This window comes from Pseudomonas sp. OG7 (assembly GCF_014192825.1).
GTDB classification, from domain to species: domain Bacteria; phylum Pseudomonadota; class Gammaproteobacteria; order Pseudomonadales; family Pseudomonadaceae; genus Aquipseudomonas; species Aquipseudomonas monteilii.
In genome coordinates, this window is sequence record NZ_JACHYK010000011.1 from 1 (window position 1) to 16,054 (window position 16,054).

10 protein-coding genes are annotated in these 16,054 nt (G+C 62.6%); 3 read left to right on the top strand and 7 right to left on the bottom strand.

The annotated features are described in order from the left end of the window. The 5 genes from FHW75_RS23930 to lysA form a co-directional block, all read right to left on the bottom strand. The coding region (locus FHW75_RS23930; protein ID WP_409347976.1) for a toxin VasX at positions 1–296 on the bottom strand (296 nt) is incomplete at its 3' end. Between the two features lie 294 nt (positions 297–590). Beyond that, entirely contained in the window at positions 591–3,074 is a 2,484-nt protein-coding gene (locus tag FHW75_RS23935) for a TonB-dependent receptor (protein ID WP_019096160.1), read from the bottom strand. Between the two features lie 111 nt (positions 3,075–3,185). Next, positions 3,186–4,121, bottom strand: coding sequence for a FecR domain-containing protein (locus tag FHW75_RS23940; protein WP_019096161.1), 936 nt, complete (start codon positions 4,119–4,121; stop codon positions 3,186–3,188). A 5-nt stretch (positions 4,122–4,126) separates the two neighbouring features. Next, a complete protein-coding gene (locus FHW75_RS23945) occupies positions 4,127–4,627 on the bottom strand; it encodes a sigma-70 family RNA polymerase sigma factor (RefSeq protein WP_019096162.1) in 501 nt (166 codons plus the stop codon). Positions 4,628–4,738: 111 nt separating this feature from the next. Further along, on the bottom strand, positions 4,739–5,971 hold the full coding sequence (gene lysA, locus FHW75_RS23950; RefSeq protein ID WP_025754482.1) for a diaminopimelate decarboxylase: 1,233 nt from the start codon (positions 5,969–5,971) through the stop codon (positions 4,739–4,741). Between the two features lie 124 nt (positions 5,972–6,095). On the opposite strand from lysA, the gene FHW75_RS23955 reads away from it, so the two are divergent. Further along, complete coding sequence (locus FHW75_RS23955; protein WP_025754481.1) at positions 6,096–7,001, top strand: LysR family transcriptional regulator; 906 nt, start codon at positions 6,096–6,098, stop codon at positions 6,999–7,001. An 8-nt stretch (positions 7,002–7,009) separates the two neighbouring features. Here the strand turns inward: FHW75_RS23955 and FHW75_RS23960 are convergent, their stop codons facing one another. Then, positions 7,010–7,363, bottom strand: coding sequence for a hypothetical protein (locus tag FHW75_RS23960; protein WP_019096165.1), 354 nt, complete (start codon positions 7,361–7,363; stop codon positions 7,010–7,012). A 273-nt stretch (positions 7,364–7,636) separates the two neighbouring features. On the opposite strand from FHW75_RS23960, the gene FHW75_RS23965 reads away from it, so the two are divergent. Continuing rightward, entirely contained in the window at positions 7,637–12,502 is a 4,866-nt protein-coding gene (locus tag FHW75_RS23965; protein ID WP_025754480.1) for an NAD-glutamate dehydrogenase, read from the top strand. A gap of 97 nt (positions 12,503–12,599) precedes the next feature. Here FHW75_RS23965 and FHW75_RS23970 read toward each other — a convergent pair whose 3' ends face one another. Beyond that, complete coding sequence (locus tag FHW75_RS23970) at positions 12,600–13,418, bottom strand: pyruvate, water dikinase regulatory protein (protein ID WP_016714844.1); 819 nt, start codon at positions 13,416–13,418, stop codon at positions 12,600–12,602. A 178-nt stretch (positions 13,419–13,596) separates the two neighbouring features. On the opposite strand from FHW75_RS23970, the gene ppsA reads away from it, so the two are divergent. Beyond that, the gene (ppsA, locus tag FHW75_RS23975) at positions 13,597–15,972 is read left to right on the top strand and encodes a phosphoenolpyruvate synthase (RefSeq protein ID WP_183674800.1); all 2,376 of its coding nucleotides are present in this window, start codon (positions 13,597–13,599) and stop codon (positions 15,970–15,972) included. Positions 15,973–16,054 lie beyond the last annotated feature (82 nt).

Sequence of the window (16,054 nt, forward strand, 5' to 3'; positions counted from 1 at the left end):
CATTCGTAGGCATCTGCGCTGTGGCGCTTGATCAGCAGGTAAAGAAAGCCCTCACGCAGGGGGCGGATGGCGTAGCTGGAGTGGGTCATCTCGCCTACGTCCTGGAACGGGCTGAGATAACCCGGCAGTTTGGGCAGGCGGGCGCGTTGTGCCGGGTTGCCGCCGACAGCGGCGTAGCGCAGGGGCAGCAGCTCGAAGCGGCGGGTGCAGTCGGCGACCGGGCTGTTGCGCAGGGCGGGACGGTAGCCGGTGGTGATGCGCCGGCACAATTCTAGGGCTTCGTTCAATGAATCCATGGATGTGCTCCAGTGAGCAGGAGTGATCAGCAAATGCATGCAACGCGCTGCATTCGACCCGAACCTGGACCCTAGCGAGGAATCACTTCTTGCTGGAGCTTTGCGCTTCCGATACGCGCGTAGGAGTTTTCTGAAAATGCGGTGGTATTGACTTCGGTAGGTGTTTTCACCGGTTATCACTTCCACGAAGGGGCATTCGTCACGCTACGGAAAGTCGGCGGGAGACCGAACCTGAGAGGCTTGTTGTAGGCGACCTGGCAAATCAAAAGGGCCGCAAAGCGGCCCTGATGCATTTCAGAACGCCCCTTGCAACGTCACCATGAAGTTACGCGGTTCGCCATAGAAGTTGCCCCAGCCCGGCGCGCCGATAGTGGCGTAGTACTTTTTGTCGAACAGGTTGTTGCCGTTGAGGGCGACGGTCCAGTTCTGATCCAGACGGTACTGCACGCGGCCGTTCCACACGGTGTAGCCAGGCTGCTCGACGCGGGTCTTGCCGGTGGTACGGAAGTTCTCGCTCTGGCTGTTGAAACCGGTACCCAAGGTCCAGCGCTCCAAGGCGCCGCCCAGTTGGTAGTCACCCCACACCTTGAGCATGTGCCGCGGGATGAAGCTGGAGGTGAAGGTCAGCTCGGTGGGGTCGGTGTCCTCGATGGTCTTCAGGTACTTGGTCTGGGTGTAGGTGTAGCCTGCCAACAATTGCAGGCGCTCGATGGGCGAGCCGCTGATCTCGGCTTCGAAGCCCTGCGCACGCACCTTGCCGCTGTCGGTGTAGCAATAGCCGTCGCCTGACGGACAGGTCTCGATGTAGTCGCTTTCTGCGCGGTGATTCTCGACGGTGCGGAACAGGTTGAACGAAGTATTCAGGGCACCCTCAAGCAGCTCGCCCTTGATGCCAATCTCGTAGTTGGCACCGGTCTTGGGCTGGAGTGACTGCCGCTCGGCGTCCACTTTGTCGCTTTGCGGCTGGAAGATGTCGGCGTAGCTGGCGTAGGCGGTCCACTGGTTGTTCAGGTCGTACAGCACGGCGGCGAACGGCGTGACCTGGCCGTTTTCTTCGCTGCGGTTATTCACCCAGTAATCATAGTACTGGGTATAGGAGTCGCTCTTGTTGCGGTACCAGCTGACCCGTGCACCCAGCACCAGGGTCAGCGGCTCTGCCAGCTTCAGGCGCAGGTTGGCGTAAGTGCCGTATTGCGTGGTGGTGGAGTCGGTTGGCACGCTGCCACCGCGGGTCGGGTTGACCAGGTAATCGGCTTTGGACGGGTGTGGGAAATGTGCAGACGGGTCGAATGGATTCTGCTTGCCGTCCAGCAGCATCAGCGCGAAGTAGTCATGGGTTTTCTGCCGGCTGGCGTTGGCACCGATGATCAGTTCGTGCTGCAGGCCGAACGCCTCGAATTTGCCATCGACATAGGTATCGAAGCCATAGTCGTCCTGGTCGTAGTCGAAACGACCGGCTCGCACGCTCATGCTGCCGGTGCTGGCGCCGACCGGTACCGTGCCTTCGGAGTAGGCGTATTCGATGTTCTGGTTGTTGTGGGTGTAGATCGAGGCAAAGTTCAGCGTCCAGTCATCGTTGAAGTGGTGCTTGAGGTCGGCAAAGCCGGTAATGCGCTGGCTTTGCAGGTCGTTCCAGCTGACCCCCAGGCAGGTGGAACGCGACAGCTTCAGGTCACTGCCATCGGCGTAGCGTGGCACACCGGCATAGCACGGTGTGGCATCGACATCCTCATAGGCCAGGCCAAAGCCCAGCGTAGTGTCGGGGCTGACATCCCAGTCGATGGCGCCGTACAGAATCTGGTCCTGGCGCTTGGCAATGTCATAGAAGTACTGACGGTCCTGCAGCGCCGCCACGGCCCGGCCACGCACCGTGCCGGATTCGTTGAGCGGGCCGCCCACATCGACCTGGCCGCGGTAGTTGTCCCAGCTACCGGCAGACAGGGTGACGGTGGTAGCGGCTTTTTCCTGGCCGCGTTTGCGCACGAAGTTGACGCCACCGGCGGAGGAACCGGAGCCCTTCATCATGCCAGCCGCACCCTTGAGAATTTCGACGCGGTCATAGAAGGCCATGTCGCTGGAAAAGCTGTTGGCCTGCACGTAGTTGCCACCCACATCCAGCGGCACGCCGTCGTACTGGTACTGGCCGTCCAGGTTGAAACCGCGGGAATAGAAATACTTGCCGCCCATGGGCGAGTCGTACACGGTGATGCCCGGGGTCTTGTCCAGCACCTGTTCCAGGGTGTTGAGGTTCTGGTCGTCGAGCATCTTGCGGGTCATGACGGTGACCGACTGCGGGGTTTCCTTCAGCGTGTGCACACCCTTGCCTATGGTCACGGCGCGGGCGGTGTAAGACTGAGTGCCTTCGCTGGTCGCATCCAGCCGGTTGGCATCGATGTTCAGTGGCCCCAGTTCCATCGCCGAACCGTTGTCTGAAGGCACCAGCACATAGCCGCCATTACCCTGGCGTTGTGCCTGCAAGCCACTGTTGCTCAGCAGCCGCACCAGCCCTTCCTCGATGCTGTAGCTGCCTTCCAGGCCTGCGCTGTTCAGGTTGCGCGTTTGCTCAGTGTCGAACGAAATGGTCACACCCGCCTGCACGCCAAACTGGGTGATGGCGTTGCCCAGCGGGCCAGCCGCGACGTGGTAGGCAGTCTGGCTCTGGGCCATGGCCTGGGCAGGCATCAGCAGCAAGGCTGGCGCGCTGGCCAGGGACATGCCGAACAGCACCAGGCGCACGGCCTGGCTCAGCGTGGTAGGGGTGGGGTGCAGGTGAGGCATTGGGTGATCCTTCCGAGTTATGGCAGAAAGTCGCTGTCGTCGCGGCTTGTGTCAGGGACGGACGAGAATCAAAATCAGCAAGATTTGAGCGAAAGTTTTTTCACCAGCCGTTCAGGCGGGTTCCACATTCACCCAGTAGCGGCTGAGGTAGCGCACCTTTACAGGCAGGGTTTTCGGCAGGTTGGCCAGCGCAATATCGGTATCGTCGATACGGAATGCGCCGGAAATGCTCATGGCCTGGATTGATGAGGCGCAGCGCAGCACGCCCGGCCGATAGCGGCCCAGCTCTTCGATGAAGTCGCCCAGGCGCCAGTCGTTCACGCTCAGCATGCCCTGTAGCCAGGCCGTGGAGTCGGCGGGCAGGGCATGGGCAAGGGTGAAGTCTTGCTGGTCAAAGCGCGTTTGCTGCCCGGCCTGCACGTGCAGCACCCGGTCAGGATGGCGCTGCGGGCGTACATCGACGCTGGCCTGCAACACGCCTACGCGTGTCTGTTGTGCCAGTTTGCGAACGCTGAACTCGGTACTGTGGGCCAGCACGCTGCCGTCGTCGGTGTGCACGATGAACGGGCGCTGCTGAATGTCGCTGGCCGGGCGCACGAGGATCTCCCCCTGGTACAGCTGGATTGCCCGCACTTTCCTGTCAAAGCGCACATCAAGCGCGGTACCCACGTTCAGCTCCAGCTGCGAGCCATCCGCCAGCTCTACAGCGCGCCGCTCGCCGGTAGCGGTACGTTGTTGCGCCATCAAGGCGCGATAGGGCACCTGCTCGGTTGCCAGCCAGCCACCGCCGCCCATGGCCAGCAGCAGGCTCAGCACTTTCAGCACATCGCGCCGCTGCGTCTGCGCCGCCCCCAGGCTGGACAGCGCCGCGTGTGGCGGCACCATGGCCCATTGTTGCTGAAGCTTTTCAACGCGCGCCCAGGCAGCGGCATGCTGAGGGCTGGCCTGCAGCCACTGGCGCCAGGCGTGGGTGCGGGCTTCATTGCTGTCGCCATCGTTGAGCTGCACGTACCAGGTGGCAGCGGCTTCCAGGGTTTTGACGTCCATGCCGTTCAGCCTTCGACGGCCAGCAGGCAGCGGGTCATGGCCTTGATCAGGTGATTCTTCACCGTTGTGACCGATACACCGAAGCGCTCGGCCGCAGCACCGTAGGTCAGGCCTTCCAGTTGCACGGCGAGAAAGATGGCACGGGTCTTGGGGCCGAGTTCGTCAAGCAGGCTGTCCACGGCCATCAGCATTTCGATGATCGACAGGCGAACCTCTGGTGATACCTCCACCGGCTCCGGTCGCAGGGCCAGGGCTTGCAGGTAGGCTTTTTCGATGGCGCGGCGGCGCACTTTGTCGATCAGCAGGGAGCGGGCGATGGCGCTGAGGTAGCTGCGCGGTTCGCGAATGGGTAGCTGGCTGCGGGCCGTCATGACCCGCAGGAACGTATCGTGCGCCAGGTCGGAGGCATCGGCTGCGTTTCCCAGGCGGGCGCGCAGCCAGCCTTTCAGCCAGCTGTTGTTTTCGCTGTAGAGCAGGTGAAGGGCCTGGTGATCGAGCGTCGACATGGCGTCAAATTCGCAATATGAATAGGAATTGATCGCATTGTCGCGATGAGCCAAGGTGATTGCAAGGAGGGTTTGTCCATTGGGGCTGCGATCCAGCCCCAAGCACTGAGATTAGAACCCCGCCTCCAGGCCCAGCAGGTCCTGCACGGTCTGCCGCCGGCGAATCATGCGCAGCGCCCCTTCCTCGATCAGGAACTCCGGCAGCAACGGCCGGCTGTTGTAGTTCGACGACATCGACGCCCCATAGGCCCCGGCATCGTGAATCACCAGCAAATCGCCCACCTGCGCCTGGGGCAGGTCTTGTGGGGTCAGTTCCTGGTCATCCTGGGTGAACACATCCCCCGACTCGCACAGCGGCCCGGCCACCACGGTCGGCTGGCGGGGGCGTTCCACTGGCTGACCGTTGGCATCGAGCAGGGTCATGCCGTGGTACGCACCGTACATCGCCGGGCGCATCAGGTCGTTGAAGCCGGCGTCGATCATCACGAAGGTATTGCGCCCCACCTGCTTCACGGCGCGCACTTCGGCCACCAGGTAGCCCGACTCCGCCACCAGGAAGCGCCCAGGCTCGATCTCCATGCGCACCGGGTGGCCGAGCATCGCTTCGATTTCCTTGCGTGCCACCGCCCAGGTCTGGGCGTAGCGCTGCAGGTCGACCGGTTTGTCGGTGCTGCGGTAAGGGGTGGAGAGCCCGCCGCCGATGGAAAACGCTTCGATATCCACGCCCAGGCGGCCAATCAGCTCGATCATCGAGCGAGCCACCTGCTCCAGGTGCTGGTAGTCCACACCAGAACCAATGTGCATGTGCACGCCCACCAGGTGCAGGCCATGGGCCTTGATGCAGACCAGTGCCTCCTCCAGCTCTTCGTGCCAGATGCCGTGCTTGCTGTTCTCGCCGCCGGTGTTTGTCTTGCGGCTGTGGCCATGGCCAAAGCCCGGGTTGATGCGGATCCACACGCGGTGGCCGGGCGAGCGTTCACCCAGCTGGCGCAGCATGTCGATGGAGCCCGCGTTCACTTCGATCTTCGAGGCCACCACGCGCTCCAGGGTCGGCCGGTCCAGCGCGTCGCAGGTCAGCACCACGCCGGCAGGGTCGCCGTCCACGCGGGCACCCGCTGCGAAGGCCCGTTCCATCTCACCCAGCGATACGGCATCCAGCACCAGGCCATGGGCGCGCATCAGGCGCAGCACATGCAGGTTAGGGTTGGCTTTCTGGGCGAAGCGTACGGTGTCGAACACCTTCAACTGCTCGACACGTTCGGCGATGGTGCTGGCGTCGTACGCCCACAGCGGCGAGCCGTGCTGGCGGACAGCTTCGGCCAGGAGGGAGAAAGGTGCGGTCATGGTGGCGCTACTCATATAAGGATGACCACGAGGATGAGCCAAACCAGGAATTCAGAAAAATAGCTATTTTTCTGCCGGTCATTCATATCTGATATACCCATTGCTGACTTTGCCGGGTACTGCTGTGAAACTCTCTGTCCGCCATATCGAAGTGTTCCGCGCCATCATGGCCGCTGGCAGTGTGACCGGTGCGGCGCGCCTGCTGTTTACCTCGCAGCCCACAGTCAGCCGCGAGCTGGCGCGGCTGGAGCAGTTAACCGGGCTGAACCTGTTCGAGCGCGAGGGTGGGCGCCTGGTGGCGACAGCCCAGGCGTTGCTGTTGATCGAAGAGGTCGAGCGCGCCTACGTCGGGCTGGAGCGGATCGATCGCTTTGCCCAGGCCATTCGCAATTTCGAGCAGGGGAGGCTGGCCATCACTTGCCTGCCGCTGTTCTCTCAGACGTTGCTGCCCAAGGCTTGCCAGCGTTTCCACCAACAGCATCGAGGCGTAAGCGTGAGTATCCTGGCGCAGGAATCGCCATTGTTGGAAGAGTCTCTGGTGGCCCAGCAGCACGACCTTGGCCTGACCGAGGTCGAGCAGATACCGCGCGGTGCCTATGGCGAGCTGCTGTTCAGCGCCAACATGGTGTGCGTGCTGCCCGCGCATCACTCGCTACAGGCAAAAGCCGAGCTGGAACTTGCCGACTTTCACGAAGTGGACTTCATCAACCTGGCCAGCCTGGACACTTACCGCCAGCGCCTGGACCAGCACTTTCGCGCGGCGGGGGTAAACCGCCGCACGGTGATCGAGACCACCAGTGCCGCCTCGGTGTGTGCCATGGTCAGGCAAGGGTTGGGGGTGGCGATCATCAACCCGTTGAGCGGGCTGGAGGCGGCGCAGGGCGGGTTGCCGATCCGCAGGTTGCGGGTGTCGGTGCCGTACCAGGTGATGCTGATACGGCCAGACCACAGGCCGGCATCGGCGGCGGTGGAGCCGTTTTGCGAGGCGCTGCGGGTGCAGGCGCAAGAGATGCAGACAGCGTTGCAGTAAATGCGGGCTCACAACTCGCTGACGAATGTCCCGGTCCCGGCCAAGATGTTCTCCAGGGTTTCTTTAACCTCGTCCAGGTCACTCAGGTCGCTGGTCAGGTTGATCTCCAGCACCTCATCCCCCTTCAGCGCATCGCGGTCGCCGGCTGCCACTTCAATCAGCAGGCGCTTGGCGCTCAGGGTCACTTTCAGCCCGTCCAGCGTCGATGGCTCGTCATCCAGGGTCAGGTCGACGGTGTCTTCGTCCGGGTAGCGAGTAAGCAGAAACATCTGGCCCTTGTCGCTGTGGCAGCACAGGGTCGCCATGTTGTCTTCCTCGTCATCGCAAGGGGTGGCGAAGAGCAGGGCGGTGTTGATTTGCATGAGCGGGCTCGGATCAAAGTGAATGGAAGGGAATTCTGACAGTCTTGCGTACAGGCATAAACGTAAAGTTACCGCCCCTTGACCGAAATTGTCGCAGCGCTGCAAGCGTTGATGACCGATCAGTCGTTAAGCTTCGGCGAGCCCTGGGCGTGCCCGCGCACGTTCAACGTCTGGTTTTACCGTCCGCCTTGCCACGGGTTGGCTATCGTTGATCCGTACACGGCGCACGCAGCGACGCTTCAACTATTACAAAGCCCAAGCGGAGTACCACAGATGGCGTTCTTCACCGCAGCCAGCAAAGCCGACTTCCAGCATCAACTGCAAGCGGCCCTGGCGCAGCACATCAGCGAACAGTCCCTGCCACAAGTGGCGCTGTTCGCCGAGCAGTTCTTCGGCATCATCTCTCTGGACGAACTCACTCAGCGCAGGCTTTCCGACCTGGCCGGCTGCACCCTGTCAGCCTGGCGCATCATCGAACGTTTCGACCCCGAATACCCGCAAGTGCGGGTGTACAACCCTGATTACGAGCGCAACGGCTGGCAATCGACCCACACCGTGGTCGAAGTGCTGCACCACGACCTGCCGTTTTTGGTCGACTCGGTGCGCACCGAGCTCAACCGCCGTGGCTACAGCATTCACACCCTGCAAACCACCGTGCTCAGCGTGCGCCGTGGCGCCAAGGGTGAGTTGTTGGAGCTGCTGCCCAAGGGTACCCAGGGTGAGGGCGTGCGCCACGAGTCGCTGATGTACCTGGAGATCGACCGCTGCGCCAATGCCGCAGAGCTGACCGTGCTGGCCCGCGAAATCGAGCAGGTGCTGGCCGAGGTGCGGGTGGCAGTCGCCGATTTCGAGCCGATGAAGGCCAAGCTGCGTGACGTGGTGGCCGAGGTGGAACAGACCGCCTTCGGCCCGGCGCAACACGAAAAGGGCGAGGTCAAGGCCTTCCTCGAGTGGCTGCTGGACAACCACTTCACCTTCCTGGGCTATGAAGAATTCACCGTCAAGGGCGACGCCGATGGCGGCCAGATGGTTTACGACGAGCAGTCGTTCCTCGGCCTGCCGCGCCGCCTGCGCGTGGGCCTGACGGCCGAAGAGCTGCGCATCGAAGACTACGCCGTGGCCTACCTCAACGAACCGCTGCTGCTGTCGTTCGCCAAGGCCGCGCTGCCCAGCCGCGTGCACCGCCCGGCCTACCCGGACTACGTGTCGATCCGCCAGCTGGACGCCGATGGCAAGGTCATCAAGGAACACCGCTTCATGGGCCTGTACACCTCGTCGGTGTATGGCGAAAGCGTGCATGCCATCCCTTACATCCGCGTCAAGGTAGCCGAAGTCGAGCGCCGCTCGGGCTTCGACCCCAAGGCCCACCTCGGCAAGGAACTGGCCCAGGTGCTGGAGGTGCTGCCGCGCGACGACCTGTTCCAGACGCCGATCGACGAGCTGTTCACCACCGTCATGGCGATCGTACAGATCCAGGAGCGCAACAAGATCCGCGTGTTCCTGCGCAAGGACCCGTACGGCCGCTTCTGCTACTGCCTGGCGTACGTGCCGCGGGAGATCTACTCCACCGAAGTGCGACAGAAAATCCAGCAAGTACTGATGGAGCGCCTGAAGGCCAGCGACTGCGAGTTCTGGACCTTCTTCTCCGAATCGGTGCTGGCCCGTGTGCAACTGATTCTGCGGGTAGACCCGAAAAACCGCATCGACATCGACCCGCAGCAGCTGGAACGCGAAGTCATCCAGGCCTGCCGCTCGTGGCATGACGATTATTCGACGCTGGTAGTGGAGAACTTCGGCGAAGCCCAAGGCACCAACATCCTCGCCGATTTCCCCAAGGGCTTCCCGGCCGGCTACCGCGAACGTTTCGCCGCGCACTCGGCCGTTGTCGACCTGCAACATGTGCTGAACCTGTCGGAAAGCAAGCCGCTGGCCATGAGCTTCTACCAGCCGCTGACCCAGGTGGGAGAGCGCATCCTGCACTGCAAGCTGTACCACGCCGACACCCCGCTGGCGCTGTCCGACGTGCTGCCGATTCTGGAAAACCTCGGCTTGCGCGTGCTGGGCGAGTTCCCGTATCGCCTGCGCCATGCCAGTGGCCGCGAGTACTGGATTCACGATTTTGCCTTTACCTACAGCGAAGGCCTGAGCCTGGATATCCAGCAGCTCAACGACACCCTGCAGGACGCGTTTATCCACATCGTGCGTGGCGATGCCGAGAACGATGCCTTCAACCGTCTGGTACTCACCGCTGGCCTGCCTTGGCGTGACGTGGCGCTGCTGCGCGCTTACGCCCGTTACCTGAAGCAGATCCGCCTGGGCTTCGACCTGGGTTACATCGCCAGCACCCTGAACAACCACACCGACATCGCCCGCGAGCTGACCCGGTTGTTCAAGACCCGCTTCTACCTGGCGCGCAAGCTCACCCAGGACGACCTCGACGACAAGCAGCAGCGCCTGGAACAAGCCATCCTGACCGCGCTCGACGACGTGCAGGTGCTCAACGAAGACCGCATCCTGCGGCGCTACCTGGACCTGATCAAGGCCACCCTGCGCACCAACTTCTATCAGCCGGATGCCAACGGCCAGAACAAGTCGTACTTCAGCTTCAAATTCAACCCCAAGCTGATCCCCGAACTGCCCAAGCCGGTGCCCAAGTTCGAGATCTTCGTTTATTCGCCTCGGGTCGAGGGCGTGCACCTGCGCTTTGGCAACGTCGCCCGTGGCGGCCTGCGCTGGTCTGACCGTGAAGAAGACTTCCGCACCGAAGTGCTGGGCCTGGTCAAAGCCCAGCAGGTGAAGAACTCGGTCATCGTGCCGGTCGGCGCCAAGGGCGGTTTCCTGCCGCGCCGCCTGCCACTGGGCGGTAGCCGGGACGAGATCGCCGCCGAAGGCGTGGCGTGCTACCGCATTTTCATTTCCGGCCTGCTCGACATCACCGACAACCTCAAGGACGGTGGCGTGGTGCCGCCGGCCAACGTGGTGCGTCACGACGATGATGACCCGTACCTGGTGGTGGCGGCCGACAAAGGCACTGCAACCTTCTCCGACATCGCCAACGGCATTGCCATCGACTATGGCTTCTGGCTGGGCGACGCCTTTGCCTCGGGCGGTTCGGCCGGTTATGACCACAAGAAGATGGGCATTACCGCACGCGGCGCCTGGGTGGGTGTGCAGCGCCACTTCCGCGAGCGTGGCATCAACGTGCAGGAAGACCCGATCACCGTCATCGGCGTGGGTGACATGGCCGGCGACGTGTTCGGCAACGGCCTGCTGATGTCCGACAAGCTGCAACTGGTGGCGGCGTTCAACCACCTGCACATCTTCATCGACCCCAACCCCGAGCCTGCGTCCAGCTTTGCCGAGCGCAAGCGCCTGTTCGACCTGCCGCGTTCGGCCTGGAGCGACTACGACACCAGCATCATGTCTGAAGGCGGCGGTATCTTCCCGCGCAGTGCCAAAAGCATCGCCATCAGCCCGCAGATGAAAGAGCGCTTTGCCATCGAGGCCGACCGCCTGACCCCGACCGAGCTGCTGAACGCGTTGCTCAAGGCACCGGTCGACCTGCTGTGGAACGGCGGTATCGGTACCTACGTGAAGGCCAGCAGCGAAAGCCACGCTGATGTCGGCGACAAGGCCAACGACGCGCTGCGGGTCAACGGCAATGAGCTGCGCTGCAAGGTGGTGGGCGAGGGCGGTAACCTGGGTATGACCCAGCTTGGCCGGGTGGAGTTTGGCCTGAACGGCGGCGCCACCAACACCGACTTCATCGACAACGCCGGCGGCGTTGACTGCTCCGACCACGAGGTCAACATCAAGATCCTGCTCAACGAAGTGGTGCAGGGTGGCGACATGACCGAGAAGCAGCGTAACCAGCTGCTGGGCAGCATGACCGACGAAGTCGGCAACCTGGTGCTGGGCAACAACTACAAGCAGACCCAGGCGCTGTCGCTGGCGGCCCGCCGCGCCCGCGAGCGGATTGCCGAGTACAAGCGCCTGATGGCCGACCTGGAAGGCCGTGGCAAGCTGGACCGCGCCATCGAGTTCCTGCCGTCCGAAGAGCAGTTGGCTGAACGCCTGGCTGCCGGCCAGGGCCTGACCCGCGCCGAGCTGTCGGTGCTGATCTCGTACAGCAAGATCGACCTCAAGGAGCAACTGCTCAAGTCGCTGGTGCCGGACGACGACTACCTGACCCGCGACATGGAAACCGCCTTCCCGCCGTCGCTGGTCAGCAAGTTCGCCGAGGCCATGCGCCGCCACCGCCTGAAGCGTGAAATCGTCAGTACCCAGATCGCCAACGACCTGGTCAACAACATGGGCATCACCTTCGTCCAGCGCCTGAAGGAGTCGACCGGTATGAGCCCGGCCAACGTGGCCGGGGCCTATGTGATCGTGCGCGACATCTTCCATCTGCCTCACTGGTTCCGCCAGATCGAGGCCCTGGACTACCAGGTGCCCGCAGAAATCCAGCTCACCCTCATGGACGAGCTGATGCGTCTGGGCCGCCGTGCCACCCGCTGGTTCCTGCGTAGCCGCCGTAACGAGCAGGACGCCGGGCGCGACACCGCACACTTCGGGCCGAAGATCGCGCAGCTGGGGCTCAAGCTGGACGAGCTGCTGGAAGGCCCGACCCGCGAACGCTGGATGGTGCGTTACCAGGGCTTTGTCGACGCCGGTGTGCCGGAGTTGCTGGCGCGCATGGTGGCCGGTACCAGCCACTTGTACACCCTGCTGCCGATCATCGAAGCCGCCGACGTCACCGGCCATGAGCCGGCGCAGGTGGCCAAGGCGTTCTTTGCGGTGGGCAGCGCGCTGGACCTGACCTGGTACTTGCAGGAAATCAGCAACCTACCGGTGGAAAACAACTGGCAGGCCCTGGCCCGCGAAGCGTTCCGCGATGACATTGACCTGCAGCAACGGGCAATCACCATCTCGGTACTGCAGATGGCCGATGCACCGGAAGACATGGACGCCCGCGTGGCGCTGTGGGCCGAGCAGCACCGGGTGATGGTGGAGCGCTGGCGCGCCATGCTGGACGACCTGCGCAATGCCACGGGCACCGACTATGCGATGTACGCGGTGGCCAACCGCGAGCTGGTCGACCTGGCCATGAGCGGGCAGGCGGCAGTGGTGCCGTCCTGAGCTTGAGCTGAAATGAAAAACCCGGCAGAGATGCCGGGTTTTTTTATCCCTGTGCTGGCCTCTTCGCGGGCATGCCCGCGAAAGGGCCAGAACAGGCTTACTTGAACCTGCGCTCCACCCCTTTCTCCACCAGAATCTTCGCCGAAATCTCTTCCACCGAAAAATGCGTGGAATTGATGTTGGGAATGTTCTCCCGGCGGAACAGGTTCTCCACCTCGCGCACTTCGAACTCGCACTGGGCAAAGCTGGAATAGCGGCTGTTGGGCTTGCGCTCGTGGCGGATGGCGGTGAGGCGATCGGGGTCGATGGTCAGGCCGAACAGCTTGTTGTGGTGCTTTTTCAGCACCGCCGGCAGCTGCAGGCGCTCCATGTCGTCCTCGGTCAGCGGGTAGTTGGCGGCGCGGATGCCGAACTGCATGGCCATGTACAGGCAGGTAGGGGTCTTGCCGCAACGCGACACGCCAACCAGAATCAGGTCGGCCTTGTCGTAGTAGTGGGTACGCGCGCCGTCGTCGTTGTCCAGGGCGAAGTTCACCGCCTCGATGCGTTCCATGTAGTTGGAATTACCGCCAATCGAGTGCGATTTACCCACGGAATACGACGAATGGGCGGTCAATTCCTGCTCGAGCGGGGATAAAAACGATGAAAAGATGTCGATCATGAAGCCATTCGACGTCGCCAGGATCTCACGGATGTCCTGATTGACGATGGTGTCGAAGATGATCGGGCGCACCCCGTCACGCTCGGCGGCGGCGTTGATTTGCTGGACCATGGTCCGTGCTTTGTCCGGCGAATCGATGTACGGGCGGGTAAATTTGTTGAACGGAATGCTCTCGAATTGCGCGAGCAAACTCTGGCCCAGGGTTTCGGCAGTGATACCGGTGCCGTCGGAGATGAAGAACGCGGTTCGTTTCATTTGCGATCTGGGCCTTAAGCTGATGACGTTTCTTGGATATGATAAGTTCGGTTTGCCGAATGCGGCTGTCGGCATTCTCACTTATTTTCCAGGTACAGGCCACAAACGCCCGGCCAAGTCACAGAAGACAGGCGGGCGCCTTTTGAGCTTTTCCAACACAGTTAGTGGAGAGATCACCTTGGTAGAGTACGTAGTTTCCCTCGATAAGCTCGGCGTCCATGATGTGGAGCATGTGGGGGGCAAGAACGCATCCCTGGGCGAGATGATCAGCAACCTTGCAGGTGCTGGTGTATCGGTGCCGGGCGGCTTTGCCACTACGGCGCAGGCGTACCGCGATTTTCTCGAACAGAGTGGTCTCAACGACCGGATCCATGCCGCGCTCGACGCGCTGGACGTGGATGACATCAATGCCCTGACCAAGACCGGCGCGCAGATTCGCCAGTGGGTCATGGAAGCCGAGTTCCCGGCACGTCTGGATTCGGAAATCCGAACCGCCTTCGCCGCGATGGCTGCCGGCAACGACAACATGGCGGTTGCCGTGCGCTCCTCGGCCACTGCCGAAGACCTGCCGGACGCCTCGTTCGCAGGCCAGCAGGAAACCTTCCTCAACATCCGTGGCGTCGACAACGTGATCCGCGCGGCCAAGGAAGTGTTCGCCTCGCTGTTCAACGACCGCGCCATCGCCTACCGCGTGCACCAGGGCTTCGACCACAAGCTGGTGGCCCTGTCTGCTGGCGTGCAGCGCATGGTCCGCTCCGAAACCGGCACCGCCGGCGTCATGTTCACCCTCGACACCGAGTCGGGCTTCCGCGATGTGGTGTTCATCACGGGCGCCTACGGCCTGGGTGAAACCGTGGTGCAGGGTGCGGTCAACCCTGACGAATTCTACGTGCACAAGAACACCCTGCAGGCCGGCCGCCCGGCCATCCTGCGCCGCAACCTGGGCAGCAAGGCCATCAAGATGGTCTACGGCGAAGAAGCCAAGGCCGGCCGTTCGGTCAAAACCGTGGAAGTGGACCGCGCCGAGCGCGCACGCTTCTGCCTGAGCGATGCCGAGGTCAGCGAGCTGGCCAAACAGGCCATGATCATCGAGCAGCACTACCAGCGCCCGATGGACATCGAGTGGGCCAAAGATGGCGATGACGGCAAGCTGTACGTTGTCCAGGCGCGCCCTGAGACCGTGAAAAGCCGTTCCAGCGCCAACGTCATGGAACGCTACCTGCTGAAAGAAAAAGGCACCGTGCTGGTCGAAGGCCGTGCCATCGGCCAGCGCATCGGCGCCGGCAAAGTGCGCGTGATCAACGACGTTTCGGAAATGGACAAGGTCCAGCCGGGCGACGTACTGGTTTCCGACATGACCGACCCGGACTGGGAACCGGTGATGAAGCGCGCCAGCGCCATCGTGACCAACCGCGGCGGCCGTACCTGCCACGCGGCGATCATCGCCCGTGAGCTGGGCATTCCGGCCGTGGTCGGTTGCGGCAACGCCACCCAGGTGCTCAAAGACGGCCAGGGCGTGACCGTGTCCTGCGCCGAAGGCGATACCGGCTTCATCTTCGAAGGCGAGCTGGGCTTTGACGTCAAGCAGAACTCCGTCGACGCCATGCCGGAGCTGCCGTTCAAGATCATGATGAACGTCGGTAACCCGGACCGCGCCTTCGACTTCGCCCAGCTGCCCAACGCCGGTGTCGGCCTGGCGCGCCTGGAGTTCATCATCAACCGCATGATCGGTGTGCACCCCAAGGCACTGCTGAACTATGCCGGCCTGCCTGCCGACCTGAAAGACAGCGTCGACAAGCGCATTGCCGGTTACAACGACCCGGTCGGCTTCTATGTCGAGAAACTGGTCGAAGGCATCAGCACCCTGGCGGCGGCCTTCTACCCGAAAAAGGTCATCGTGCGCCTGTCGGACTTCAAGTCCAACGAGTACGCCAACCTGATCGGCGGCAAGCTGTACGAGCCGGAAGAAGAAAACCCGATGCTGGGCTTCCGTGGCGCTTCGCGTTACATCAGCGAATCGTTCCGTGACTGCTTCGAGCTCGAGTGCCGTGCCCTCAAGCGCGTGCGCAACGAGATGGGCCTGACCAACGTCGAGATCATGGTGCCGTTCGTACGCACCCTGGGCGAAGCCAGCCAAGTGGTCGACCTGCTCGCCGAAAACGGGCTGGCCCGCGGCGACAACGGCCTGCGCGTGATCATGATGTGCGAACTGCCGTCCAACGCCATCCTGGCCGAAGAGTTCCTGGAGTACTTCGACGGCTTCTCGATCGGCTCCAACGACCTGACCCAGCTGACCCTGGGCCTGGACCGTGACTCGGGCATCATCGCCCACCTGTTCGACGAGCGTAACCCTGCCGTCAAGAAGCTGCTGGCCAACGCCATTGCCGCGTGCAACAAGGCCGGCAAGTACATCGGCATCTGCGGCCAGGGCCCATCGGACCACCCGGACCTGGCCAAATGGCTGATGGAGCAGGGCATCGAAAGCGTGTCGCTGAACCCGGACTCGGTACTCGAAACCTGGTTCTTCCTGGCCGAAGGCCAAGGCGCGGCCTGATGCTGTAAAACGCGGGGGGACGTCTGGCGTACCCCCGCCTGGTTTTTTCCAGGGCGAGTTCCAGCAATGGATCCCGCCCTTT